Source organism: Pseudomonas sp. 51_B, assembly GCF_017491595.1.
Classification (GTDB): domain Bacteria; phylum Pseudomonadota; class Gammaproteobacteria; order Pseudomonadales; family Pseudomonadaceae; genus Aquipseudomonas; species Aquipseudomonas promysalinigenes.
In genome coordinates this window covers 96,082-119,895 of record NZ_JAFGYW010000001.1, presented here as the reverse complement: position 1 = coordinate 119,895, position 23,814 = coordinate 96,082, and the positions used below count along the sequence as shown (strand labels likewise).

Annotated in this window: 20 protein-coding genes; 6 read left to right on the top strand and 14 right to left on the bottom strand. The window is 62.0% G+C overall.

Annotation, left to right across the window (positions count from 1 at the left end; all coding sequences use genetic code 11):
- Positions 1–114 precede the first annotated feature (114 nt).
- Positions 115–840 (top strand): hypothetical protein, encoded by a 726-nt coding sequence (locus tag J5M56_RS00555; protein ID WP_207869028.1) that lies wholly within the window; start codon positions 115–117, stop codon positions 838–840.
- Between the two features lie 63 nt (positions 841–903).
- Here the strand turns inward: J5M56_RS00555 and J5M56_RS00550 are convergent, their stop codons facing one another.
- Complete coding sequence (locus J5M56_RS00550) at positions 904–1,341, bottom strand: carboxymuconolactone decarboxylase family protein (protein WP_207869026.1); 438 nt, start codon at positions 1,339–1,341, stop codon at positions 904–906.
- 196 nt (positions 1,342–1,537) lie between these two features.
- Between J5M56_RS00550 and J5M56_RS00545 the strand changes: the two genes are divergently transcribed.
- The gene (locus J5M56_RS00545; RefSeq protein ID WP_207869024.1) at positions 1,538–2,734 is read left to right on the top strand and encodes a CynX/NimT family MFS transporter; all 1,197 of its coding nucleotides are present in this window, start codon (positions 1,538–1,540) and stop codon (positions 2,732–2,734) included.
- Here the strand turns inward: J5M56_RS00545 and J5M56_RS00540 are convergent.
- From J5M56_RS00540 to J5M56_RS00505, 8 genes are all read right to left on the bottom strand, one after another.
- Positions 2,727–4,160 (bottom strand): PLP-dependent aminotransferase family protein, encoded by a 1,434-nt coding sequence (locus J5M56_RS00540; RefSeq protein WP_207869022.1) that lies wholly within the window; start codon positions 4,158–4,160, stop codon positions 2,727–2,729. The genes J5M56_RS00545 and J5M56_RS00540 overlap by 8 nt on opposite strands.
- 38 nt (positions 4,161–4,198) lie before the next feature.
- On the bottom strand, positions 4,199–4,537 hold the full coding sequence (locus tag J5M56_RS00535) for a hypothetical protein (RefSeq protein WP_207869020.1): 339 nt from the start codon (positions 4,535–4,537) through the stop codon (positions 4,199–4,201).
- A gap of 163 nt (positions 4,538–4,700) precedes the next feature.
- Positions 4,701–5,936, bottom strand: coding sequence for a glycolate oxidase subunit GlcF (gene glcF, locus J5M56_RS00530; protein ID WP_207869018.1), 1,236 nt, complete (start codon positions 5,934–5,936; stop codon positions 4,701–4,703).
- A 10-nt stretch (positions 5,937–5,946) separates the two neighbouring features.
- Entirely contained in the window at positions 5,947–6,999 is a 1,053-nt protein-coding gene (gene glcE / locus J5M56_RS00525; RefSeq protein ID WP_060479114.1) for a glycolate oxidase subunit GlcE, read from the bottom strand.
- Positions 6,999–8,498: a glycolate oxidase subunit GlcD gene (glcD, locus tag J5M56_RS00520; RefSeq protein ID WP_207869016.1), complete on the bottom strand. Its 1,500-nt coding sequence runs from the start codon at positions 8,496–8,498 to the stop codon at positions 6,999–7,001. The genes glcE and glcD overlap by 1 nt, the downstream gene beginning before the upstream one ends.
- 201 nt (positions 8,499–8,699) lie before the next feature.
- Positions 8,700–9,017 carry a DUF2388 domain-containing protein gene (locus J5M56_RS00515; RefSeq protein WP_060479112.1) on the bottom strand — a complete coding sequence of 106 codons (318 nt, stop codon included), beginning with the start codon at positions 9,015–9,017 and terminating at the stop codon, positions 8,700–8,702.
- Positions 9,018–9,117: 100 nt separating this feature from the next.
- Entirely contained in the window at positions 9,118–9,717 is a 600-nt protein-coding gene (locus tag J5M56_RS00510; protein ID WP_207869014.1) for a hypothetical protein, read from the bottom strand.
- A gap of 101 nt (positions 9,718–9,818) precedes the next feature.
- Entirely contained in the window at positions 9,819–10,727 is a 909-nt protein-coding gene (locus J5M56_RS00505) for a LysR family transcriptional regulator (protein WP_207869008.1), read from the bottom strand.
- Positions 10,728–11,028: 301 nt separating this feature from the next.
- Here J5M56_RS00505 and katG point away from each other — a divergent pair, with 301 nt between their 5' ends.
- Positions 11,029–13,284, top strand: a complete 2,256-nt coding sequence (katG, locus tag J5M56_RS00500; protein WP_207869005.1) for a catalase/peroxidase HPI — start codon at positions 11,029–11,031, stop codon at positions 13,282–13,284.
- A gap of 245 nt (positions 13,285–13,529) precedes the next feature.
- Here katG and msuE read toward each other — a convergent pair whose 3' ends face one another.
- The 3 genes from msuE to J5M56_RS00485 form a co-directional block, all read right to left on the bottom strand.
- Positions 13,530–14,090 (bottom strand): FMN reductase, encoded by a 561-nt coding sequence (msuE, locus tag J5M56_RS00495; RefSeq protein WP_060479108.1) that lies wholly within the window; start codon positions 14,088–14,090, stop codon positions 13,530–13,532.
- Positions 14,091–14,388: 298 nt separating this feature from the next.
- The gene (locus J5M56_RS00490) at positions 14,389–15,237 is read right to left on the bottom strand and encodes a proline/glycine betaine ABC transporter permease (RefSeq protein ID WP_186477032.1); all 849 of its coding nucleotides are present in this window, start codon (positions 15,235–15,237) and stop codon (positions 14,389–14,391) included.
- Entirely contained in the window at positions 15,234–16,250 is a 1,017-nt protein-coding gene (locus J5M56_RS00485) for an ABC transporter substrate-binding protein (RefSeq protein ID WP_207869001.1), read from the bottom strand. Before J5M56_RS00485 ends, J5M56_RS00490 begins: the two co-directional genes overlap by 4 nt.
- A gap of 161 nt (positions 16,251–16,411) precedes the next feature.
- On the opposite strand from J5M56_RS00485, the gene J5M56_RS00480 reads away from it, so the two are divergent.
- The gene (locus tag J5M56_RS00480) at positions 16,412–18,352 is read left to right on the top strand and encodes a S8 family serine peptidase (RefSeq protein ID WP_207868998.1); all 1,941 of its coding nucleotides are present in this window, start codon (positions 16,412–16,414) and stop codon (positions 18,350–18,352) included.
- Here the strand turns inward: J5M56_RS00480 and J5M56_RS00475 are convergent.
- Positions 18,349–20,493, bottom strand: a complete 2,145-nt coding sequence (locus J5M56_RS00475) for a methyl-accepting chemotaxis protein (protein ID WP_060479104.1) — start codon at positions 20,491–20,493, stop codon at positions 18,349–18,351. The two genes, J5M56_RS00480 and J5M56_RS00475, sit on opposite strands and share 4 nt — an antisense overlap.
- Before the next feature lie 267 nt (positions 20,494–20,760).
- Between J5M56_RS00475 and J5M56_RS00470 the strand changes: the two genes are divergently transcribed.
- A complete protein-coding gene (locus J5M56_RS00470; RefSeq protein WP_207868995.1) occupies positions 20,761–22,080 on the top strand; it encodes a Na+/H+ antiporter NhaC family protein in 1,320 nt (439 codons plus the stop codon).
- 4 nt (positions 22,081–22,084) lie between these two features.
- Here J5M56_RS00470 and J5M56_RS00465 read toward each other — a convergent pair whose 3' ends face one another.
- Positions 22,085–23,092 carry a FecR family protein gene (locus J5M56_RS00465; protein ID WP_207868993.1) on the bottom strand — a complete coding sequence of 336 codons (1,008 nt, stop codon included), beginning with the start codon at positions 23,090–23,092 and terminating at the stop codon, positions 22,085–22,087.
- A gap of 243 nt (positions 23,093–23,335) precedes the next feature.
- Between J5M56_RS00465 and J5M56_RS00460 the strand changes: the two genes are divergently transcribed.
- A complete protein-coding gene (locus J5M56_RS00460; protein WP_207868991.1) occupies positions 23,336–23,809 on the top strand; it encodes a MarR family transcriptional regulator in 474 nt (157 codons plus the stop codon).
- Positions 23,810–23,814 lie beyond the last annotated feature (5 nt).

The following is a 23,814-nucleotide window of genomic DNA, read 5'->3' as shown; positions in this document are numbered from 1 at the left end:
TTGCGGTTTCACGTCGGCAGGCAGCGTGGCTTCGAGGGCTTGCCTGGCGGCGTTGAACTTGTCACCCTTTGCGCCGGATCGATTGTTCATGCCGTGACAGAAGGAAGCACGCTCTTGAGCTGGGAAAAAATCGGCAAAACCCTGGTTGCCATGTTGCTTGGCCTGATGGTCTTGCTGGTGGCCTATGTGCTGGTCACAAACCAGCCAAGGCTCGAGGCGACGCTGACCTACGCCTACCTGACCTATCCCAGCCAGTTCAGCGAGCGCATCAGCAAGGCCAATGACCAGCTCAAGTACGAGCAGTTGCAGCCACGGATCAATAGCATCAGTGGCGGCGCGTTGAATCAATACCAGATCGACAAGTTGATCGAAATGGCCCAGGCCCCTTATGCGCAACTGTTTGCCAAGCCCTTCGAAGCCGGCCTGGTCGATCATCGCACCGGATTGCTCATCGACCTGCAGAACCTGGGTGACAGCGATGTGCGTGAGGTAAAAGTACGTCTACCAGCCAAAGGCCTGGTGCAGGTACGTGATGCAGCTGGCAACGACACGTTGTACGAAGCGGCCACAGCCCAGGTGCTGATACCTCTGATCGAAAAGGGCGGGGCGTGCAAGGTCTGGGTGTACTTCGACGCCGACTACTCGCAGATCCGTCAAGGTGGCATAGGCGTGAGCTTCGCCGGGGGCGAAGCGGATATCCGAGTCTATCGGGAGTTCACCGGTTTCCCTGCGCTGGTTGCGCGCTACAGTCGGGAGCTGGTGGGGTTGTTGGCGGTTACCTTGCTGTGTGTGCTGATGATGGGTTACGTCTGCCTGAGCCGCCGACGCACCCTTGCCTGAGCGGTCGTGGGGCCGAACGCTGCAAGGCAGCGCCTCGATCCCACGGCCGATTTCAGGTTCGGCTCAGGCCGGGGCCATCGCGAACCCTACGCCGAAGCGGTTCCAGGCATTGATAGTGGCAATGGCAAACGTCAGGTTGACCACTTCAGTGGGTTCGAAGTGAGCGTGCAATGCCTGATATTCGGCTTGTGGCGCACCGCGCTCGGGCAGCCGGGTCAGGCATTCCAGCCATGCCAATGCGGCACGTTCACGGGCGCTGAAGTAAGGGGTTTCCTGCCAGACGCACAATGTTTGCAAGCGCGCCTCGGTTTCACCGGCCTTGCGCGCATCATTGGCATGCACGTTCACACAGTAGGCGCAGCCATTGATTTGCGAGGCACGCAGGCGCACCAGTTCCAGTAGGGAGTTTTCCAGCCCGCTCTGGGCCAAAGCCTGCTCGAGCCCGACCATGGCTTTGTAGGCTTGCGGCGAGTGTTTGGCCCATTCGATACGGTCGTTCATAAGTGCTCCAAGGGTCTGTTGTGGACTTGGCCCTACATTAGCCGCCGTCGCCTGCATGCCCCATAGCCAATCGCGCGGTTTGCCGGGAGGCCAATCGGGTTATTCAGCTGGCCACTGACCTGCATCCAATCTCTTCATTTCTACCCTGACCTCCCAGACAGGATAATCAGGCGGTCTTGTTCGGAGTGGATGTGTGATGAGAGTGGCGTTGAACCTGTTGCTGATGATCGTGCTGGCAGTGAACCTGAGGCCGACCCTCACCAGTATCGGGCCGTTGCTTGGGCCGATGCGTGCCAGTACCGGCTTGGGCTACCAGCAAGCGGCGCTGCTTACTGCGCTGCCAGTGCTGTGCATGGGCCTGGTGCCGTTACTGCAGCCTTGGCTAAGACGCTGGGTCAGCGAACATGGCGGAATGCTGGCCGGCCTCAGCGCCATTGCCCTGGCTTGCCTGTGGCGGCTGCAGTTGGACAGTGCCTGGGCACTGGTTGCCAGCGCGGTACTGGCGGGAATCGGCGTGGCGGTGGTACAGGGCATGATGCCCGGGCTGGTCAATCGCTGGTTCCCCACCCGTTTGGCTGGGTGCATGGGCCTGTACTCGGCGGCGCTGATGAGTGGCGGAGGTCTGGCAGCGATGCTGGGGCCGCGGGTCAGCGAGCACTTCGGCCATTGGCAGGCCGGGCTTGGTCTGTGGGCGATTCCAGCGGTGCTGGCGATACTCGCCTGGGCCGTGCTGCGCCCTCGGTCACCCGTGCCGATGCTCAGCAGTGCCCGCAGCGGGCATTGGTTCAGCTCTCCCAGGGCCTGGTTGCTGGCGCTGTATTTCGGCCTGATCAACGGCGGCTACACCAGCATGGTCGCCTGGCTGCCAGCTTTTCATCTGGAACACGGCGGTACGGCGCAAGGTGGCGGCGACCTGGTCGGGCTGATGACCCTGTTCCAGGTTTGCGGTGCCTTGGGCTTACCCTTGTTGCTGCGCGGCGTCACCGACCGCCGCCCAGGTCTGTGGCTGGCTCTGGGAGTACAGCTTGCAGGTTTTGTTGGGCTACTGCTGGCGCCGACCATGGCCACGGGGCTATGGGTGGCGATGATTGGTTTCGGCTTGGGTGCCTGCTTCAGCCTCAGCTTGACCTTGACTCTGGAGCACCTCAAGGCACCCGCCGAGGCCGGTAGCCTCGCGGCGTTCGTGCAGGGCATCGGGTTCATCATCACTGGGATCGTGCCCTATATTGCCGGTTGGTTACGCGATATGAGCGGCGACTTCCAGGCATCCTGGACGCTGTTGACCGTCACGGTGCTGGCGATGTTGCTGGTGACCGCGCGTTTCACCCCGCGTGGCTACGCAGCGGCGCTGGCGCGACCTGCGCCGGATGACCGAGTGGCCCAGATCAACTGAGCATCTGCAGGGTGTCGCGGACCCGATCCAACGCCGGGTCGATGTCCAGCAATTCGATGGCGCCAAACCCCATCAGCAGCCCTGGGCGTACCGGTGCTTGGCTGAAGAAAGGTGCCAGTGAATACAGGCCAACCTGTACATTGCGGGCCAGTTTGGTCAGCAACCCGATATCTACACCTGGCTGGGCAAGGGCGCTCAGGTGGAACCCGGCACTGGCCGGCACCGCGCTCAACCAAGGCGACAAGTCGTCGTCCAGCCGCGCCAGGATTCGTGCCCGGCGGGCGCTGTAGATATCGTGGCAGCGGCGAATGTGTTTGTTCAGGTGGCCTTCGGCTATGAAGCGCGCCAGCGCCCACTGCAACAATGTCGGGCTATGCCAGTCACTCAGGTGTTTGGCCACGCTGGCGGCGCCGAGCACTGCCGGGGGGAGCACCGCGTAACCCAGGCGCAGTTCTGGCAGCAAGGTCTTGGAAAAGGTCCCGACATAGGCCACCAGCCCGTGCCGGTCCAGCCGCTGCAGGGCATCGGCTGGCGGGCCCTGGTAGCGAAACTCGCAGTCGTAATCATCCTCGATGATCACCGCGCCGAGTTCTGCGGCCCGCGTCAACAGGGCCTGGCGGCGAGGCTCGCTCATCGGCATGCCGAGCGGAAACTGGTGCGAGGGTGTCACGTAGATCAAGCGGGTGCCATCGGCAATGTGCGAAACGCACATGCCCTGATCGTCCACGGGTACGGATTGCACCTTCGCGCCCTGCGCCAGGAACAGTTGCCGCGCCGGTGGGTAGCCAGGGTCTTCCATGGCCACTTGGCAACCTGGCTCGACCAGCACCCGGGCAATCAGGTCCAGGGCCTGCTGTGCGCCATTGCTGACCAATATGTCTGCCGCACTGCAATGCACTCCGCGCGCATAGGCGATATGGTGGGCGATGGCCTCACGCAGTTCGGGCAAACCCTGGGCAGCGAACTGCCGCTCAGGATGGCGCTGGCTGCGGCGCAGGGCGTAATTCAGGCAGCTACGCCACTGGTCGAAGGGAAACTGCGCTTTACTTGAAGCGCCACCGACGAAGTCGTAGCGCGACGGCGCCTCCTGCCCACGCCCGGCGAGCACCGTGGCCCGTTGCTGCCAGCGTTGCAGCGTCGCCGCTGCCGCAAGTGGCACCGTGCGTGCTTCGCCGCTTGGCAGCGGTACGCGAGGCGTGATGAACGTGCCGCGGCCGACCACACCGCTGAGCAGGTTTTCGTAGGTCAGCCTGGAATAGGCTTCAGCCACGGTTTTGCGCGACACCCCCAGTTGCGCTGCCAGCAGCCGGGTCGGCGGCAGTTGTGTGCCTGCGGCCAGATGGCCGCTATCGATGCCGGCGCGTAGCTGTTGGTAGAGCTGGTCGGCCAGGCCTTTGCGGCCGTCCAGGCGGATATGCAATTCCATGATCGGTTTCCAAGCGCAAGAGCGCTCAGAATAGCGGATCACAAGCGTGTGGTGCTTACCGTGATGTACCCTTTGGCGCCCAGCGCGATGCGTATCACCGTCTCATCTGCCAGGGCCTTGCGTTTTTGCTTGATGCACACTCCTTTGACCCCAACAGCGCGCATCTGGAAGCTGACGGCCCGCCCGCAGGGGTCGAAGAAGATCTCGCTGGCCAGTAGTTCGATGCGTTCGACCAATTGCCGAGTGCGCTCGTCGGTGGCGCAGAAAAACAGCACGCCTGAGAGGTGAGGGTCGTCGTCGGGGTTGCTGATGTCGTGAGCCAGCAATTCGCGCAGGGCACTGCGCAGTTCGGCGGTGGTGCGGGTGTCTGGGTGCATGCGCAGCCTCCTCGGGTTCGATGGCTGAAGCATGTTTTTGCTGGCTCACAGCCGCAAGTAAGGCACATCCGCATCTTCTGTAGGAAAGTTCTGAGGGCGATGGGCGTTGGAGGAGGACCGAGCGATCCAGCCTGCGCGGTGCCTGCGGACGATCACCGCCTGGCTAAGCGGGATCGATGTCCGGTTGCAGGGCAGCCTCGACGACTTCTATCCAGTGTTGGACCGGCGTGCGCGCGGCCGCGTGCAGGTGGATCTGGCAACCGATGTTGGCGGTGACGATGACCTGGGGTCTGCCGCTTTCCAACGCATTGAGCCGGTTGTCGCGAAGTTGTCGCGACAGCTCAGGCTGGGTCAGAGAGTAAGTACCGGCCGAGCCACAGCACAAGTGCCCATCGGCTACGGGAGTGAGCGTGAAGCCCAAGCGTGACAGCAGGCTTTCTACTTGGCCGCCAAGCTTGAGGGCATGCTGCAGGGTGCATGGGCAGTGAAAGGCCACGCGCTGCTCGGGGCACAGGCCGAGCCTTTCGAGCGGCTCGTTGCCAAGCACTTCGACCAGGTCCCGTGACAGTGCGCTGACCCGTGCAGCCTTGGCCGCGTAGTGCGGGTCTTGTTTGAGCAGGTGGCCATAATCGCGCACGAACGCACCGCAGCCGCTGGCAGTTTGCACGATGGCCTCAGCCCCGGCCTCGACCGCCGGCCACCACGCATCAATGTTGCGCCGAGCACGTTGCAGGCCTTGTTGTTGGGCGTCAAGGTGGTAGTCCACGGCGCCGCAGCAACCGGCTTGGTAGGCTGGCTCCACGCTGATGCCCAAGCGATCCAGCAGCCGCGCGGTGGCGGCATTGGTGTTGGGTGAGAAGGCCGCCTGTACGCAGCCTTCGAGCAACAGCACTCGCCGGGCGTGACGGGGCGCTGGCCGTTTGCCGGCAGGTGCTACCCGAGCTGGCAGCTTGCACCTGAGGCTGGCCGGCAGCAGCGGCCGCAAGGCTTGGCCAGTGCGGGTCAGCGCTTTGAACAGCGCAGGATGCGGCACCACTGCGCGCAGGCCCAAGCGCAGCAGGCGCTGACCGAGCGTGCGCGGCACTTTTTGCGTCAGCACGGCGCGGCCGATATCCAGCAAGTGGTGATACTGCACCCCTGATGGGCAGGTGGTTTCACAGCTGCGACAGCTCAGGCAGCGGTCCAGATGCAGTTGGGTACTGGCGGTGGCTGGTTCACCCTCCAGTACTTGTTTGATCAGATAGATACGCCCCCGCGGGCCATCGAGCTCGTCGCCGAGCAGTTGATAGGTCGGGCAGGTGGCCGTGCAGAAGCCGCAGTGTACGCACGAGCGCAGAATGCTTTCGGCCTCGTCGCCACGGGCCAGCTGCTTGGCGCTATCGCTCAGGTGGGTTTGCATGGGTGGCTGCTCACAAATCGGGGTACAAACGGCCAGGGTTGAATACACCCTGGGGGTCGAGTTGCTGCTTGAGGGCGCGGTGGTAGCGCATCAGTGCTGCGGGCAGCGGTGCCGTGCTGTCATCACCTGGGAAATAGCCGGTGGCGTGACCACCGACCGTGGCGAGCTGCTGACGAATCAGCTCGGCTGGCGCGCTAGACTTAAGCCAGCGTTGTGCGCCGCCCCAGTCGATCAGTTGTGGCCCTGGCAGGTCGACTTCTGCGGTGGCGGTCGGCAGCGACAGCCGCCATAGGGGGGCGGGGTCATCGAAGAATGCCAGGCGCTGTTCCCGCAGATCGCTCCAGAACAGGCTATCGAGCAGCTCGCCACCCAGGCGCCGATAGGCCGACTGCACTGAACCTTCACCACCCTCCAGGCGTAGATACAAGGTTTCGCCTTCATGGCAGGCGGCGCTGATCGGCAATGGTTGCTGGCCCCACGTGGCCAGCTCGGCCAGCGCCTGATGGCGGCTCATCGGCATGCGCAGGCTCAAGCATTGGCGCGGGCGCGGCAGCACTTTCAACGATACCTCCGTGACCAGCCCCAAGCAGCCGAAGCTGCCAGCCAGCAAGCGTGATACGTCATAGCCTGCTACGTTTTTCATCACCTCGCCGCCAAAGCGCAGGAGTTTGCCGTGGCCGGTGATCACCCGTGTACCGAGTACGTAGTCTCTTACCGCTCCTGCCCAAGGGCGGCGCGGCCCGGACAACCCGGCCGCGACCATGCCGCCAAGGGTCGCCTCATCGCTCAGGTGGGGTGGCTCGCACGGCAGCATCTGCCCAGCCTCGTGCAGCGCTGCTTCGATTTCCACCAGCGGGGTGCCGGCTCGGGCGGTGAGCACCAATTCGGTCGGGTCGTAACTGACCAGGCCGCGGTGGCAGCGAGTATCGAGCACCTCGCCCTCCACCCTACGGCCAAGCATGGCTTTACTGTTGCCCCCCTGGATGCGCAGCGCCGTGCCGTGCTTGAGGGCCTGATTGACCTGATCCAGCCAGTCCTGGCTGACATCGCAGTCCATGCTCATCAGAAACGCTCCAGATCGGGGAAGGGCAATTGCCCGTGGTGCACATGCAAAGCGCCAAATTCAGCGCAGCGCTGCAACGTGGGAATGTTTTTGCCTGGATTGAGCAGCCCTTGTGGGTCGAAAGCCGCCTTCACGGCGTGAAACAGGGTGATCTCGTCGCTGTTGAACTGCGCGCACATCTGGTTGATCTTCTCGCGACCGACCCCATGCTCACCGGTGATGCTGCCGCCTACCGCCACGCACAGCTCGAGGATGCGCCCGCCGATTGCCTCGGCGCGCTCCAGTTCCCCCGGCTGATTGGCATCGAACAGGATCAACGGATGCATGTTGCCGTCGCCGGCGTGGAACACGTTGGCCACACGCAAGCCGTAGGTTTCGCTAAGTTCACTGATGCCTTTGAGTACTCGCGGCAGTTCCCGGCGCGGGATGGTGCCGTCCATGCAGTAGTAATCCGGCGCAAGCCGTCCTACCGCTGGGAAAGCATTCTTGCGACCGGCCCAGAAGCGCACACGTTCCGCTTCGTCGCAGGCCAGGCGTACATCCCGGGCGCCGGCTTGCTTGAGTACCTCGCCCACGCGCTCGCAGTCCTCCTGCACGTCGGCTTCCACGCCGTCGAGTTCGCACAACAGAATGGCGGCTGCCTCCACGGGGTAACCGGCATGGATGAATGCTTCGGCCGCGCGGATCGCCAGGTTGTCCATCATCTCCAAGCCCCCGGGGATGATGCCGGCAGCAATGATTTGAGCCACCGCGCGGCCCGCATCCTCGACGCAGTCGAAGCTGGCAAGCAGCACCCGAGCCACCTGAGGCCTGGGCAGTAGCTTGACGGTGACTTCGGTGACGATGCCGAGCATGCCCTCGGAGCCGGTGAACAGTGCCAGTAAATCGAAACCCGGGCTGTCCAGGGCGTCACTGCCTAGCGTCAGGCGTTCGCCTTCGATGGTGAGCACCTCGACCTTGAGCAGATTGTGCACGGTCAAGCCGTATTTCAAGCAGTGCACACCGCCTGCATTCTCCGCGACGTTACCGCCGATCGAGCAAGCGATCTGCGACGACGGATCGGGTGCGTAGTACAGGCCATGGGGCGCAGCGGCTTGCGAGATGGCGAGGTTGCGTACCCCGGGCTGCACACGGGCGAAGCGGCCTTCTGGGTTGACTTCAAGGATGCGGTTCAACCGTGCCATCACCAGCAGAATCCCTTGAGCCAGCGGCAGTGCACCGCCTGATAGACCGGTGCCGGCGCCGCGTGCCACCACCGGCACGCCACGCTGATGACAAAGCTTGAGCAAGACCTGCACCTGTTCGAACCGCTCGGGCAGCACCACCAGAAGCGGCACGGTTCGGTAAGCCGAAAGGCCATCACATTCGTAGGGTTTGAGGTCTTCAGTGCGGTGCAGGATGTGAAGGTCGGGCAAGGCATCACGCAAAGCTTGCAGCAACGCGTGCTGATCAACGTTGGGCAACGCTCCATCGACACGCGGGTCGTAGAGGATGTTCATGGGCTTCACTCGATGGCTTTTGTTTTTATTGGCAAGCCGACCAGTCCCTGCCAAGGTTGCGCGCTGCAGGGCAGAGCGGGGCGAACGACTGAGTATAGAAGACCGGTTTGAATTAGCGCAGGCGCTGCAGGGAAGGCTCGACACCTTGGGTGCCTATCGTTTGGCAACCAAGATGTCGAGGGTCAGGCGTACGGATGAATATCAATGATGGGCCAGCGGGTCATCCTGGGAAAGAATGGCTTTGGCCAACTCTTCATCACTGGCTTGCAAGCCTGGGTTGTCCTTACGCACCTGCTCCAGCGCGGACTCGACATAGGCGCCACGGATGCTACCACCGCTGGCCACGAACGCAGAAAGCTCGTCGCGTGCAGGGATGATGCGTTTATCGTCTTTGAAGGTGGAATACAGCGATGCGGAAACACCTGCCGAAGTTGCCACGTCGCCCGCATCAACGCGGGCCAGGGCAGCACCGGCAGGCAACAGAAGCAGCAGCGCAGGGGCAATGAGTAGGTGGCGCATGTCGAGTTCTCCAGTAGCAGCAAGCATTAGGGAAGAAACCACTCACCCATAGGATAGCGCCGCACTGGCGGGAGTTCCCTGTGCAGGACCCCGGTTGTCGTTACACCTTGCCGCTCAGCAAACGTTGCAGGGACTGATCGAAATCGCGCAGGGCGTCGGCTTTGGCCGCTGCTTCGTTTTCCAGTAGCCGTGCCGTGCTGTCGACATTTTTGCGTGCTCGCCCTTCGGCGCGGCCGATGTAGGTGAGTTGGCTGTCGAAAAAGCGCGCCACCACACGGCTCTCGACGTCGGCTGTGGCCAGGCGGCTTTCGCTGTCCAGCAGCACGATCACATCCGGCTGGTCGGCCAGCAGGCTGTCGAGGTCTTCATAGAACCTAACCTCGGCGAACTGTTGCGCCAGCGAATGCGCTAGCCAGTCGTAGGCTTGGCTACCCCCGCGCAGGATGGCCACTGCAATACTGCGCGGCGGCGCTGCAGTCTGCGCCTGCCCTCGGTGCTGTTGCAGATAGCCAAGGGTAGTTTGCGTGTCGCGCCCCAACAGCACGGCCACATGTTGCCCCGGCGCCAGGGCGAGGCTGGAAAGGGCGGTGGCTGAATAGAAATGCCCTTCAGGCTCGGCGCCCGAAGGGCTGGCCGAGGTTGTGCACCCCGCCAGGGCAGCGAACAAAGCGAGCAAGGCAGCGAGCATGCCGGTTTTCATGGGTAGCGTCTCATCGATCCGTGGATGCCGCCATCTTGCGCCGGTCGTCCCAGCAGCGGAACTCGATGGCATTCATGGTGGCTATCGACGAGGTCGATGGATCAGCTTGGGCTGGCCATATATTGCAGGATGCGCTCGCGCAGCCAGCGCTCGGCAGGGTCGTTGTCTTGGGCACCGCTCCACACCATCGACAACTCGGCCTCGGAGATCTCGAACGGGGCGGGGTCGGCTCGCAGATTGCCATCGTCGGCCAGTGCGCAGGCGGCGTAGTCGGGCACGGTGGCGATCATTTCGGTATTGCGCAGCAGGGCGCGCAGGCTGCCAAACTGCGGTACAGCCAGCACTACCTTGCGACAGCGGCCTATCCGCGCCAAATCCAGGTCGATGTTGCCGCTCATGTCACCGGAGAACGACACCATCACATGGGGGCGGGCGCAATACTCGTCGAGCGTCAATGGGCCGGGGCGGTCGTCAGCACGCAGTACTCTCACGCCGATATCGCGCAATTTGCGCCGTTTGGCAGTGGCCGGCAGATCGGTGGTGTAGCTGATGCCCACCGAAATCTCGCCGCTGGCCAACAGGCCTGGCATCAACAGAAAGTTGGCGCGGCGCACTACCACACTGATGTCCGGCGCCTCTTCGCGCAAGGCTTGCAGCAGGGCGGGGAACAGGCCGAACTCGGCGTCATCCGACAGGCCCAGACGGAACTGATTGCAGCTGCTGCCCGGGTCGAAGTCGCGGGCGCGGCTGATGGCAGAAGAAATCACATCCATCGCTGGCCCCAATTCAGCGAAAATTTGCAGGGCCCGCGGCGTCGGCTCCATGGCCCGGCCGCTGCGGATCAATAGCGGGTCGTCGAACAGTTCGCGCAGCCGCGCCAGCGCAGCGCTGACGGTGGATTGCGTAATGAACAGCTTTTCGCCGACGCGGGTCAGGTTGCGCTCGATCATCAAGGCTTCGAACAGCACCAGCAGGTTCATGTCGACACGGCGCAGGTCGTTGCGGTTCATGGGGCTTGGCTCACCGGGGCAGAGGGGTTGGCTGTGTATTGAAGCACGTCGGCGGCCGTTGTGCAGAAGATGAATGCGTCGCGGCTATCAGCCTGCTAGAGCCACTCTATTAGACCTCTGCCCAAGCTCGGCTAGTCTTTGTTCTGGCCCTGCGAAATCACCGATTGAGCACTTCGCAAGCCGTCTCGGCGCGTGGCCGACCTGACCTGATGAGGGGGTAGGCAAAAAGCCTTGAGCAGGACTCCAACACTACCTCGCCTACACCGGTAAATCTGGATAACCGACCCAAAGGTAACAGCAGATGTCGAACGAATCGAAATGCCCGTTCCATCAAACCGCAGGTGGCGGCACCACCAACCGTGACTGGTGGCCTGACCAGCTCAACCTCAGGATTCTTCATCAGCACTCGTCCAAGTCCAGCCCTGACCCGGACTTCGACTATGCCAAGGCTTTCAAGAGCCTTGATTTCCAAGCCCTCAAAGCCGACCTCAGGGCTTTGATGACCGACTCCCAGGACTGGTGGCCAGCCGACTTCGGCCACTATGGCCCGCTGTTCGTGCGCATGGCCTGGCACAGCGCCGGTACCTATCGCATCGGTGATGGCCGTGGCGGTGCCGGGTCTGGCCAACAGCGCTTCGCCCCGCTCAACAGCTGGCCGGACAACGTTAGCCTCGACAAGGCTCGGCGCCTGTTGTGGCCAATCAAGCAGAAATATGGCAACAAGATCTCCTGGGCTGACCTGATTGTGCTTACCGGTAACGTCGCCCTGGAGTCCATGGGCTTTAAGACCTTCGGTTTTTCCGGCGGGCGCGCCGATGTATGGGAGCCGGACGAAGACGTGTATTGGGGGTCGGAAAAAGTCTGGCTGGGCGGTGATACGCGCTATGGCAAAGAGCAGGTCAAGGCGCAGCCACCCGGCCAAGGTGACCTGGTGGCCGAACCTGCCAAACATGCTGAAGAACAAAGCCGTGATCTGTCGGCAGAGCGCAACCTTGAAAACCCCTTGGCCGCTGTGCAGATGGGCCTGATCTATGTCAATCCGGAAGGCCCGGAAGGCGAGCCTGACCCGGTCAAGTCCGGCAAGGATATCCGCGAGACATTTGGCCGCATGGCCATGAACGATGAAGAAACGGTGGCGCTGATCGCAGGCGGCCATGCGTTCGGTAAGACGCACGGTGCAGGCCCGGCCGATAACGTCGGCCCCGAGCCGGAAGCAGCAGCCCTGGAGCTTCAGGGGCTAGGCTGGGCCAACAAGTTCGGCAGTGGCAAAGGCGCAGATACCATCACCAGCGGCCTGGAAGTAACCTGGACCTCCACGCCCACCAAGTGGAGCAATGAATACCTCAACAACCTGTTCAACTACGAGTGGGAACTGACCAAAAGTCCGGCCGGTGCCCATCAATGGCGGCCCAAAGACGGAGGGGGGGCAGGGACCGTGCCGGATGCCCATGACCCGGCCAAGAAACACGCCCCGTCCATGCTCACCTCCGACCTGGCCCTGCGCTTTGACCCGATCTACGAGCCGATCGCCCGGCGTTTCAAAGATAACCCGGACCAGCTAGCCGATGCCTTCGCCCGCGCCTGGTACAAGCTGATTCACCGTGACATGGGCCCGTTGTCACGTTACTTGGGCCCTGAAATGCCCAACGAGGAACTGCTCTGGCAAGACCCGCTGCCAAAAGTCGACCACCCTCTGGTGGACGAGCAGGATGTCGCCGGCCTCAAGGCCAAGATACTGGCTTCGGGCCTGAGCGTTGGCGAGCTGGTTTCCACCGCCTGGGCAGCAGCCTCGACATTCCGCGGTTCGGACAAGCGCGGTGGTGCAAACGGCGGGCGCCTGCGCCTTGCGCCGCAAAAAGACTGGGTGGCGAATGCGGGGACGGCGAAGGTGCTGGGGGTGCTGGAGCAAATCCAGAGCGCGTTCAACAGCGGCGGCAAGAAGGTGTCTTTGGCCGACCTGATCGTGCTGGCGGGCACTGCGGCGGTCGAGAAGGCAGCCAAGGATGCTGGGTTCAGCGGCACTGTGGCATTTCGCCCAGGCAGGGTCGATGCCTCCCAGGCGCAGACCGATGTCGAGTCGTTCGCTGTGCTGGAGCCTTTGGCCGATGGTTTGCGTAACTTCACCAAGGCCCGTTATAGCGTCAAGGCCGAAAAGCTGCTGCTGGATAAAGCCCAGCTACTGACGCTCACGGCCCCTGAGCTGACGGTTTTGATCGGTGGCCTTCGGGTGCTAGGTGCCAACCATGGCGATAACAAGCAAGGGGTATTCACTGACAAGCCTGGCACTTTGAGTAACGACTTTTTCCGCAACCTGCTGGATATGGGCGTGGAATGGAAGCCAACTTCGGCGGACAACGAAAGCTTCGAGGGCCGTGACCGCAAGAGCGGGCAAGTGAAATGGACCGCTAGCCGCGTTGACCTAGTGTTCGGGTCCCATGCGCAGTTGCGGGCTTTGAGTGAGGTGTATGGCAGCAGCGATGGGAATGACAAGTTCGTCAGCGACTTCGTTGCGGCCTGGGTGAAGGTGATGGAGCTCGATCGATTCGACCTGAAGTAAACACCAGTGGGGCGCTTGCGCCCCATCTGCTTTTTGAGGGGATCACGACGGGGCAGGGCGCTTGGCGCCAAGTGCCCATAGAGTCAGCAGCTATATCAAGCCGCTGCTGCGCAGCGCGCCGCGTTCGGTGTTCGGTGTTGAGCCTAGCGCCGTATCGGTCACGGTCCTCTGCACTGGGCTGGCTGTGAGGCAAGGCCCACTGACGGTGCCTGCCAGTCCGTTCAAAGTGCCTGCAAGGCGGCTTCTCAGGCGCTGCGACGCAGTGCGTGGTGACTCGCGAATAGCGGTACTGCGCGCTCGGCAGCCAACCGGATACGTGCCCCAAGTGCGTCGCTGGCCACCTTGTATTCAGCAAGCTCAGCCTGGCTTGCGTAGACGCCAATCGGCAGGGTCAGGGCCTGAAGGAAGCTGAAAAGGGGGCGTAGTTGGTGGTCGAGCACCAGTGCGTGACGTTCGCTGCCGCCGGTCGCGGCGAGCAGCACTGGGGTGTCGATCAGAGCGTCTTGGCCGATCAGGTCGAACAAATGCTTGAAATGGCCTGGGAAGCTCCCACGGTAGACCGGTGTGGCAACTACCAGCAAATCGGCCCTTTCCACCTGGCGCAACTGTTGCTCGACAGTATCCGGCAGTTCACTACGCCATAATGCGGCACCCAGCGGTCGAGCGATGTCGCCTAGCTCGATGAGATGGGGCTTGATGTGCAAATGCTGGCCCAACTCCTCGAGGATGGCCTCCGTGAGGGCCAGCGTGCGTGAAGGGCGGCTGGTGCCGCCGGAAAGGGCGACGACGTTCAGTGGGGTGCTCATCGGCATGTCTCCAGTTCGGTTAGAGTGTGGGGGACTTTGCTCGAGCAATCGTCGTACCGGGGTATAAAACTATGAGGATCAACCGCTTGGCCTTCAGTAGCCGGGACTGGGTGTTATGTGTGCGTGATCACGGTTGATGAGGTATTGCGCTGCGGGCAGTTGGCCCATGAGGCAGCTGCGCAGTTGGTCGACGTTATAACGCGGCTAGGCAGCGTTAAGAAGAAATAAGAATTCATATTCTTATTCCTTCCTGTTTTTTCGTCTCGTCTGCGTGATCACTGCGCGCCAATCACCAACGTTATCGAGCTTTGCGACCATACGCCTGGCTGATTCGGTCGATGACCATCGCCAGCGCAACAATGGCCAACCCGGCTTCGACGCCCTGGCCGACATTGAGCGTTTGAATGCCCGCCAGCACGTCTTCACCCAGCCCCCGGGCGCCGATCATCGACGCCACCACCACCATCGACAACGCCATCATCACTGATTGATTGAGGCCGGCCATGATGCTGGGCAAGGCCAGTGGCAGGGCAATCCGTCGCAAGCGCTGCCAGCGGCTAGCCCCCAAACCATGCGCGGCCTGCAGCAACGACGGGTCGATTTGGCTCAAACCCAGTTCCGTCAGGCGTACCAGCGGCGGCAGGGCATAGACGAGCGTGGCGAATATCGCTGGCACTTTGCCTAGGCCGAACAACATCAGGACCGGGATCAGGTAGACGAAAGCTGGTAGCGTTTGCATCACGTCCAGTACAGGCATCAACACCCGCCTGGCCAGCGGGCGGGTGGCCAGCAAGATGCCCAGCGGCACACCAACCAGCACGCACAGGCCGGTACTGACCAGCACCAAGGCCAGGGTCTGCAGCAGCTTGTCCCACAACCCGAGCATGCCGATGAACGCGAGTAACCCGACCATCACTACGCTGCGCAGCAAGCTGCGGCTGGCATGCCAGGCCATAAGGCCGACCAATACCAGCAGCAGCCACCAGGGAATCAGGCGCAGCAGGTTCTCAAGCCCCACCAAAAGCTGCAGCAACTGATCTGAAATGCTGCGTAACTGGTCGCCATAGTGCACCACGAGCCAGTCGACCAGGCGATTGATTGCGTCGGCGAACGACACCTGAAGGGCTTCGGGGAAGCCTGCGCTCATAGGCTGGCCTCGACCTTGCTGGCGGCATCGGCGGGCAGCCAGGGCTTCCATACATCAGGGTTGGCGCGCAGGAAAGCGATCGCAGCATCGGTGGGCTTCTGGCGTTTGTCGCTCATTTCGGCCAGTGCCTTGTTCAGCCGGTCGATCGGCAGGTCGACTTTCTCGAAAACCGCTACCAAATCTGGGTAGCTGTCGCGAAATGCCTTGGAAACACCGATCGACAACTTGGCCGGCAATGACTGGCTGCCTTTGGGATCAGGGTTCTTGGCGTCTGTCAGGGTCGCCCATGCCGCCGCATCGAAAGCCGGCTCCTGCAGGCGCACCAGGTCGTAGCGGCCAATCAACGGCGTCGGGCTCCAGTAATAGAACAACACCGGTTGCCCACGGCGGATGGCCGAATTGATTTCCGCGTCCAGCGCTGCGCCCGAGCCGCTGCGGAAATTGTTATACAGCCCATCCAGACCATAGGCCTTGAGCTTCTGCGAGTTGACCGTTTCCGAGGTCCAGCCGCTTGGGCTGTTGAGAAAGCGGCCTTTGTCTGGCATTTCAGGGTCGCGGAACACTTGCGGGTAGTCTTTGAGGTCTTCGACGCTGCGCAAAGTCGGTGCCAGTGGCTTCAAACCACGGGCCGGGTCGCCCTTGATCACATAGGCCGGTACCCACCAGCCTTCTTCGGCGTTTTTCACTGTGTCGCCCAAGGCAAAGACCTGCCCGGCCTGTTCGGCTTTGACCCAAGCAGGGCTGCGCCCGGCCCACTCTTCGGCGATCACTTGCAGGTCGTTGCGCGCCAGGGCCACTTCCATACTCACGGTGCTGCCGGGCAGGGTGTCGGTGGGGTAGCCGAAACCGTGCTCGACGATATGGCGCAGTATTTCCGTGGTCAAAGCGCCGCTTTCCCAGCCGATGGCGCCAAAGTGGATAGGTTTTACTGGCTCTGCCGAAGCGGCGCTGCCCGTGCTGGCCAGGCCCATGGCAAGCATCAGGCTGGCCAGCAACGCTGGAAACTTCCTCATTCGAACCTCTCAAGTATTGCCGTGCGGATCGGGCAAGTGTAGCCAACGCCCTCGTGTTGCCCAGGCCAAGCGCTGGAACGACTTCAGCCTGCGTGCTCGGCTGCAGATTCATGAGACTGGCAAGCCGCGCCCAACCGGGCCGTGGTCTACAGGAGCTACTCATGAGCCTTGAGCTGGATTTCGTGTACTACCGTAATTTCACCTTCGATGGGAAGTTTCACATGCGCTGCATCGGTGACGACTTGCCCAAGGTCAAGTCCATCCACTATCTGCTGGAGCGCAAAACCCCTGACGGCGACATCGTTCACCTGGACGGCGTTACCGTGCCTTCCCAAACCACTAGCGCCAAGGTCGCCAACTATGGCTGCCCTGCGACTCTGAGCTGCGATGTGCGTGCCGGCCACTACCTGATAACCCCCAAAGTGCGTTTGATCGATAGCGCGGCGCTGCAACTGGACCCTGCACTGCTGGACAACGGTATCTTGCGCCTGGCGTCGTTCGTCGTGCAGGTTGCCGAGAGTGAGTTGACCCGGCGCATCCTTGATCGCGTGCCATTGCCTGCTCAGGCAGAGCGTCGCAAGCGCCAAGTGTCTGACCCTATGCCGGTCAGGTTCCCTTACCAGCCAGAGGGCCAGCGCTACCCGCCGTTGATCCTGGTTTTTCAGCAGGGAGGTTTCGCCCGTTTGATGGCCGACCTGCAGCCTGACTCGGCGTCGCTTTTGCAACGCCACTGGCCGGGGCTTGCCCGGATGATCGATGTACAACCCTTCTTGAACGCACAAGAGCGCAACGATGAGCGCTTTGCGGTGCTGGCCAACCATTATTGGCTGGAACAGCCTGCGAGCATGTCCAACGCCACCTTCGTCGCACTGATCCAGAGCCTGGAGGCATTGGATTACGTGGAGCAGACAGCCTTTGTGCCACCGCAGGTAGTGCCTGGTAATTTGTTTGCTCTGGGGGCTTCGGCGGTGTTCGCCACCTTACTGACGGGCGCCGCCTTCGTCGCCGGCAACAGGGCGCACAGCGAGGCGCAGCCGACTCCGGACTTCACCGCACTGCAACGCTACCTGAACGCACCGGACGCCCAGCAGAAGGGGCTGAACATTCGTAAAGCCTGGGAGGCGGGTGTCAATGGCAGGGGCGCGCGCGTGCATTTCTCGGACGCAGGCCTGTATTTCAACCATGAGGACCTGCGCGACAACCCAAAACTCAAACTGATACCGCCGGCCGATAACAGCGATCAGAAGCACGGCACCGCCTCGGTGGGCATCCTGGTTGCCCGCGACAACGGCTTTGGCATGACAGGCATCTGCCACGGCGCAGAGCTGTTCGTTTACGACAACCGAGCCAAGGACGCCGAGGGGTTTTCTCAGACCCTGAAAAAAATGCTGGCCTATGTGAATCCGGGAGATATCGTTGCGGTCAATCGGCAGACAGCCAATATCAATGCGCTGGGTACGTTCCTGCCGTCGCTGCATGATCAGGCTTGGTGGGACGTCACCCGCGCGCTGACAGCCCGAGGTGCGGTGGTACTCAATGCGGCGTGCAATGGCACTTGGCAGGGGGACCCCAGGATAGCTACCACTAAAGGTTATGGTGTTGACCTGGCACGGTTCAGCTATTTCGAGGATTTTGGCGATGCTGATGCGATTCTGGTAGGCGCCAGCCATTCATGGGATGGCAAGCCGCATCAGTATTCCAACTACAACTATCGCTACCGCATGCTCAATGCCTGGGGCGACAGCGTAGCCACCACGGGCTACGGCGATCTGCAGGATAGGAATGAGCACGACCGGGATTACACCGACAGCTACAGCGGCACCTCCAGTGCCACACCCCTGGTAACCGGGGCCTTGGCCCTTATCCAGGCCTACGCCATCGAAGAGCATCACCTCTACCTCAATGCCGACCAGATGCATCTGCTGGTCATGGAGTCGGGGTACAAGGATGCCACGCTGCCTCTGACCGATACGCTGCCAATGGGCGCCCGCCCGAATGTGCTGGGCGCCATGGCGTTGCTCGATCGCATCGTCCAGGCAGGGCGCTTCTACCTGCCAGACCAGGGCTACTGCAGCACCGATGACTGCACGGCCCAGGGCTAGACGCGGAACTGATCCATCAGCGCCTGTTGCTGGTTGGCCAGGCTGTTCAGCGACTGGCTGACCCGCGCCGATTCATTGGCCTGGCCCGAGAGCGATTCGGTCACATCGCGGATGGTCGCAACGTTGCTATTGATCTCCTCGGCCACCGCACTTTGCTCTTCGGCGGCCGAAGCGATTTGCAGGTTCATGTCAGTGATCACGCTCACCGCCTGGCCGATGCGCTGCAACGCAGTCACCGCCTGGCTCACCTGCTCGACGCCGCCCTGGGCCTGGCGATGGCTGTGGTCCATACTGCCGACCACATCGCGCGTGCCGGTCTGCAGGTCTTCGATTACCTGACGTGTCTCTTCCACCGACTGCTGAGTACGCTGCGCCAGGTTGCGCACTTCGTCGGCGACCACGGCAAATCCGCGGCCGGCTTCACCGGCACGGGCCGCTTCGATGGCAGCATTGAGCGCGAGCAGGTTGGTCTGTTCGGCGATCGAGCGGATCACCTCCAGTACCGAACCGATTTTCTCGCTGTTCTGGGCCAGCCCTTGGACTTCGGCCATGGCCTGGCTCATGTTGTCTGCCAAGGCGTCGATGCTGCTGGTGGTGCGGTCGATCACTGCCAGGCCTTCGCGGGTGGCTTGGTCTGCGTCACGGGCAGCCTGCGCGGCCTGGGCGGCGCTGCGGGCGACGTCCTGGGCGGTGGCACTCATTTCATGGGAGGCGGTGGCCACTTGGTCCACCTGGCGGTACTGCTGCTCCATGCCAGCGCTGGTTTGGGTCGCGATGGACGAGGATTGGTCCGCGGTGCCACGGGCAGCCTGCACCGAGCGCTTGACCTCGGCGATGGTCGGTTGCAGCTTGTCCAGGAAGCGGTTGAACCAGCCTGCCAGCTCGCCGAGTTCGTCACGCTTGTCGTAGGTCAGACGGCGGGTCAAGTCGCCTTCACCGCTGGCGATGTCCTCAAGCATCGCCGCCACGCCAAGGATCGGCTTGGTCACACCTCGGGCCATCAGCCACACCAGCAGCAAGCCGGCGACGGCTGCACCTAAGCCCAGGCCCAGCTCCAGCAGCGTACCGCTGGTGTTAAGGGTGTCGAGCTCTTGCTTGAGGGCTTCGGCAGGGCCGGTCAGGGCGTTTTCCGGGACATCCAGCATCACCCCCCAGGGTTTGGCACCTGGGATTGGCTCGAACGCCGCTAGCACTTTCAGGCGCGCCTGGTCGTGGAGGATGCTGAGTTTGCCGCTGGCCATCTTGCGTACCAGCTCCGCGCCTTGGCGAGGGTCGACCTGGTCGAAGCGCTGAGCCAGCTTGCTGGCATCAGCGCTATAGCCGGCCAGCAGGCCGACCGGGCTGAGGATGCCAACCGTGGCGCGGCCTTCGTACAGGTTGCGGCTGGCATCCTGGCTCAGGGCCTGCAAGCTATTGAGGTTGATGTCGATCGAGAGCGTAGCAATGATCTTACCGTTGACCGTCAGCGGGAAGACGATGCTGGTCATCAACACGCGCTGCCCGTCGATATCATAGAAGTAGGGTTCCACCACGCAGACCTTGCCGGTGCTGCGCGGGCAGGTCCACCACGTATTGGCTGGCTGTCCGCTGGGGCCTATCTCGGTGTTGGTCATATCATGTTCGGGCAAAGCCATTGCGGTCAGCTGACCCGCCCGGGGCTGCGACCAATACAAGGCGAAGCGCCCGGTTTCGTTGCTGCCCAGCTCGGCTTTGCCGGCGAACAGGCTGTCCTTGTTGTCCAGCGCATTGGGCTCGAAAACCAGCGAGAGGCCGAGCAGGTCAGGGTTGGCCTGCAGTGCGGCATGCACCTGGCGGGTCATGTCTTCGCGCAGGTCGAAAGCGTCCAGAAAACGCTTTTCCGCCTGCTCACGCAGGAACAGCACCTGGCGCGAGAAGCCTGCGCCGTACTGATAGGCGTCCATGAACTGGCGGCGAATGTTCAGCGCCTGAACTTCGCCTTGCGACTCGATACGCGCCTGGGCAGCCTCGGTAAGCATCTGCATGCTGCTGGCCTTGACCAGGTCCGAGCTGTGGTCCATGCGGTACAGCGATAGGCCGACGAGCAGGGTGACGATGCTGGCAAGGCACAGGCCGGCGAGCAGGGTGATTTTCCACTGGATGGAAAGTTGTCGCAAAGGCATGGGGTGCAATCCCTTTTTAGCAGTAAGGGTTTTGGTAGTAGGGCAGGAGGAAGTTGCCTCGAAGGGCGCCACCGCCCGGCTTTGCAAGTGTCAGTAGGCGCAATTCGCCCTCCAGCCTCCCGCTTTATCGACCCGCTGGGTTTTTTCTTTATTCAAACATTCAATTTAAGTGCTGGACGATTACGTCCTGTCATGGCGCTTTTGACATCTGCCTTGCACTGCTTCAGAGTGCGCGCTTTTTGTCTGTTGGTAGAGGAAAGCCAAACCATGAATGCAGTGATCGCCGCGGTGGGCATCATGCTGATATTGAGCCTGTCCCGCGTGCACGTGGTCATCGCCCTGATCATCGGCGCTTTGGCCGGTGGTTTGATCGGGGGGCTGGGGGTCGAGGGTACGCTCAAGGCTTTCAATGGTGGCCTGGGAGGCGGCGCCACGGTGGCACTGTCCTACGCGTTGCTCGGGGCGTTCGCGGTGGCTATTGCCAAGTCTGGGCTGGCTCACGCCCTGGCCGACCGCGCGCTCGGCATGATCGACCGCCAGGGCCACGCCAGTGGTGGCAAGGTTAAATGGCTGCTGATCGGGCTCATGCTGGTGGTAGCGGTGTCATCGCAGAATATTCTGCCCATTCACATCGCCTTCATCCCGCTACTGGTGCCGCCGCTGCTGTATGTGCTGACGCGGCTGCGCATCGATCGTCGGTTGGTCGCCTGTGTGATCACCTTCGGCCTGATCACCCCTTACATGTTTTTGCCGATTGGCTTTGGCAACATCTTTCTGAACGAGATTCTGCTGGCCAATGTCGCGCGGGCAGGGGTCGACGTCAGCGGGGTCAATGTGACCCACGCCATGGCTATCCCTGCGGCGGGCATGTTCGTCGGCCTTTTGTTGGCTGTGTTCGTCAGCTACCGCAACAAGCGCGACTACGACCTGGCACGCATCGAGCAGGTCGAGCAGGTCAGCGTGCAGTACAACCCGCTCACCCTGCTGGTTGCAGCGCTGGCAATCGCTGCGGCGTTCGTTGTGCAATTGTGGCTGGAGTCGATGATCATCGGCGCCATGGTGGGCTTTTTGATCTTCTCGCTGTCGGGCATCGTTCGCTGGAAGGAAACCGACGGGCTGTTCACCGAGGGCATGAAGATGATGGCCATGATCGGTTTCATCATGATCGCAGCCTCCGGATTTGCCGAGGTGATGAAAGCAACCGGTGAGGTCAAGACCTTGGTCGAGGCGTCGGCGCAGTGGATCGATCACAGCAAAGGCGTCGGCGCCTTGCTGATGCTGCTGGTGGGGCTGCTGGTGACCATGGGCATCGGCTCATCGTTCTCCACGGTGCCGATCCTGGCAGCGATCTTCGTGCCATTGTGCATGCAGCTGGGCTTCGACCCACTGGCCACCGTGTGCATCGTCGGTACCGCAGGCGCGTTGGGTGACGCCGGCTCGCCGGCCTCGGACTCGACCCTTGGGCCAACTTCAGGCCTGAACGTGGACGGACAGCATCATCATATCTGGGACACCGTTGTGCCGACCTTCCTTCACTACAACCTACCGTTACTGGCGTTCGGTTGGTTGGCGGCGATGACGCTGTAAAGCCTCAGCCCTTGTTCGGCGGCGGCAGGATGCTGTTGATGACGGTGCTGCCGTCCTTGCTGCGGGTCAGGTAGATCGGCAGCACCTTGGGCAGGCTGTCGACCAATCGCCTGACTTCGCGGGTGCTGTAGATGCCGCTGATGCGGATGCGCCCGGTTGCAGGGTCCGCCAACTGCAGCGGCGCATCGAGGTAGCGGTTGATCACTGGCAGCGCCTGCTCAAGGCTCAGGTTGTCGAGCACCAATTTGCCCTGGCGCCAGGCCAGGCTGTTGCCATAGTCGTCGCTTTCGGCCAGTTGTGGCTCGAAGTCACCGCTGTGGTAGCTGGCCTGCATGCCAGGGCCAAGGCGGTAGCCGCCGGTGCTGCCCTCGCTACTGACCAGCACCGACCCCTGCACCAGGGTGACCTTGACCTGGTCCTGGTACTTCCAAACATTGAATTGCGTACCGGTGACCCGTGCCTGACCACTGCCGGCGCGGACGATGAACGGGTGCTTGCTGTCGTGCTGCACCGTGAAGTAAGCCTCGCCGCGTTTGAGCGTGACCTGGCGCTGGTCCTTGTAGTTGAGGTAGGTCAGTTCGCTGTGCAGGTTAAGTTCGACCTGGCTGCCGTCGCTCAACTGCACGGTGCGCCGTTGATCGCCGGTTTCAAAGTGCTGATAGTCATTGGGCAGCCAGCCCTGGGTCCAGCCTAGCCATGCTGCCAGCGGCAAGGCCAGCAGGGCCAGTGCCGCCGCCGACGCCAGCGGCCGCCAGTTGCGTACCTGTGGCGCTTGCTGCGCCGTTTGGTTGAAGTCGATGACCGTGGCTGTGCGCGGGAGGTGATCGGCAGTTTGCCAAATCTCCAGCATCGCCCGGTATTCCTCTTCATGCCGCGGGTCAGCCGCCAGCCAGCAGGCGAACGCTTCATGTTCGAGCGCTGTGCAATCATCGGCGTGCAGGCGCATGCACCAATGCGCGGCAGCGTCGGTGATGGCGTCGTCGGGGCTGGGGTTGAGGCGGTCTTGGTTCATCAGGGCTCCGGGTTTTGCCCATTCTACCCTGCACAGGGGGGGGCGAAAACGAGCTAATGGCGAATGACTATCAGTTGTGCGGGTTTTCCTGGATTTCGTGACGAATTTCCGATGTTTGAGAATGCTTCGCGACAACCGCTGCGGGCAAACCCTTCGTCGCTATTTACATAGCCAGCTAACGAAGGCTTTGACATTTACTGCCTAGGCAGTAATATTTTTAAACAAATGCTTGAGCCGATATTCATGTCCCATTTCACGCCGGAAAATTTCCAGAGCTGTGCCATCGGCATGTTGTTGGGCCGCGCAGCCATCCTCAAAGACCGTATTCTCGATTGGCACCTGGAATCTGAGGGTGTGACGGCAGCGCAGTTCAAGGTGTTGATCATCGTGACCCAGTACGAGGTGGATACCCCCGCTGAACTGTGCCGTTACCTCGGGCTGGACAGTGGCTCGATGACCCGCATGCTCGACCGCCTTGAGCACAAGGGCCTGATCATGCGCAACCGCTGCGCCGATGATCGCCGTCAGGTGCGCCTGGCGTTGACCAGGGAGGGGCAACGCCTGGCCGACCGCCTGCCAGAGATCGGCGCGGCGGCAATGAACGAACTGGTCGGCGCGCTGCAAGCAGACGAGCTCAAGGCTCTGGAAAGCCTGTTGGCCAAAATACTGCTCAGTGCCGGCGACCCTCTGACGATCCGCCGCTTCGCTGATCGTTGATCCCT

Bases quoted from the DNA above. Each gene is read 5' to 3' on its own strand.
- J5M56_RS00480 (WP_207868998.1), top strand. From the start codon at position 16,412: ATGAGCCTTGAGCTGGATTTCGTGTACTACCGTAATTTCACCTTCGAT.
- J5M56_RS00505 (WP_207869008.1), bottom strand. From the start codon at position 10,727: ATGAACCGCAACGACCTGCGCCGTGTCGACATGAACCTGCTGGTGCTG.
- glcD (WP_207869016.1), bottom strand. From the start codon at position 8,498: ATGAACATCCTCTACGACCCGCGTGTCGATGGAGCGTTGCCCAACGTT.
- J5M56_RS00535 (WP_207869020.1), bottom strand. From the start codon at position 4,537: ATGCACCCAGACACCCGCACCACCGCCGAACTGCGCAGTGCCCTGCGC.
- J5M56_RS00490 (WP_186477032.1), bottom strand. From the start codon at position 15,237: ATGAGCGCAGGCTTCCCCGAAGCCCTTCAGGTGTCGTTCGCCGACGCA.
- glcE (WP_060479114.1), bottom strand. From the start codon at position 6,999: ATGAGCATGGACTGCGATGTCAGCCAGGACTGGCTGGATCAGGTCAAT.
- J5M56_RS00465 (WP_207868993.1), bottom strand. From the start codon at position 23,092: ATGAACCAAGACCGCCTCAACCCCAGCCCCGACGACGCCATCACCGAC.
- J5M56_RS00510 (WP_207869014.1), bottom strand. From the start codon at position 9,717: ATGAAAACCGGCATGCTCGCTGCCTTGCTCGCTTTGTTCGCTGCCCTG.
- glcF (WP_207869018.1), bottom strand. From the start codon at position 5,936: ATGCAAACCCACCTGAGCGATAGCGCCAAGCAGCTGGCCCGTGGCGAC.
- J5M56_RS00470 (WP_207868995.1), top strand. From the start codon at position 20,761: ATGAATGCAGTGATCGCCGCGGTGGGCATCATGCTGATATTGAGCCTG.
- J5M56_RS00550 (WP_207869026.1), bottom strand. From the start codon at position 1,341: ATGAACGACCGTATCGAATGGGCCAAACACTCGCCGCAAGCCTACAAA.
- J5M56_RS00485 (WP_207869001.1), bottom strand. From the start codon at position 16,250: ATGAGGAAGTTTCCAGCGTTGCTGGCCAGCCTGATGCTTGCCATGGGC.
- J5M56_RS00475 (WP_060479104.1), bottom strand. From the start codon at position 20,493: ATGCCTTTGCGACAACTTTCCATCCAGTGGAAAATCACCCTGCTCGCC.
- J5M56_RS00540 (WP_207869022.1), bottom strand. From the start codon at position 4,160: ATGGAATTGCATATCCGCCTGGACGGCCGCAAAGGCCTGGCCGACCAG.
- J5M56_RS00545 (WP_207869024.1), top strand. From the start codon at position 1,538: ATGAGAGTGGCGTTGAACCTGTTGCTGATGATCGTGCTGGCAGTGAAC.
- J5M56_RS00460 (WP_207868991.1), top strand. From the start codon at position 23,336: ATGTCCCATTTCACGCCGGAAAATTTCCAGAGCTGTGCCATCGGCATG.
- katG (WP_207869005.1), top strand. From the start codon at position 11,029: ATGTCGAACGAATCGAAATGCCCGTTCCATCAAACCGCAGGTGGCGGC.
- J5M56_RS00515 (WP_060479112.1), bottom strand. From the start codon at position 9,017: ATGCGCCACCTACTCATTGCCCCTGCGCTGCTGCTTCTGTTGCCTGCC.
- msuE (WP_060479108.1), bottom strand. From the start codon at position 14,090: ATGAGCACCCCACTGAACGTCGTCGCCCTTTCCGGCGGCACCAGCCGC.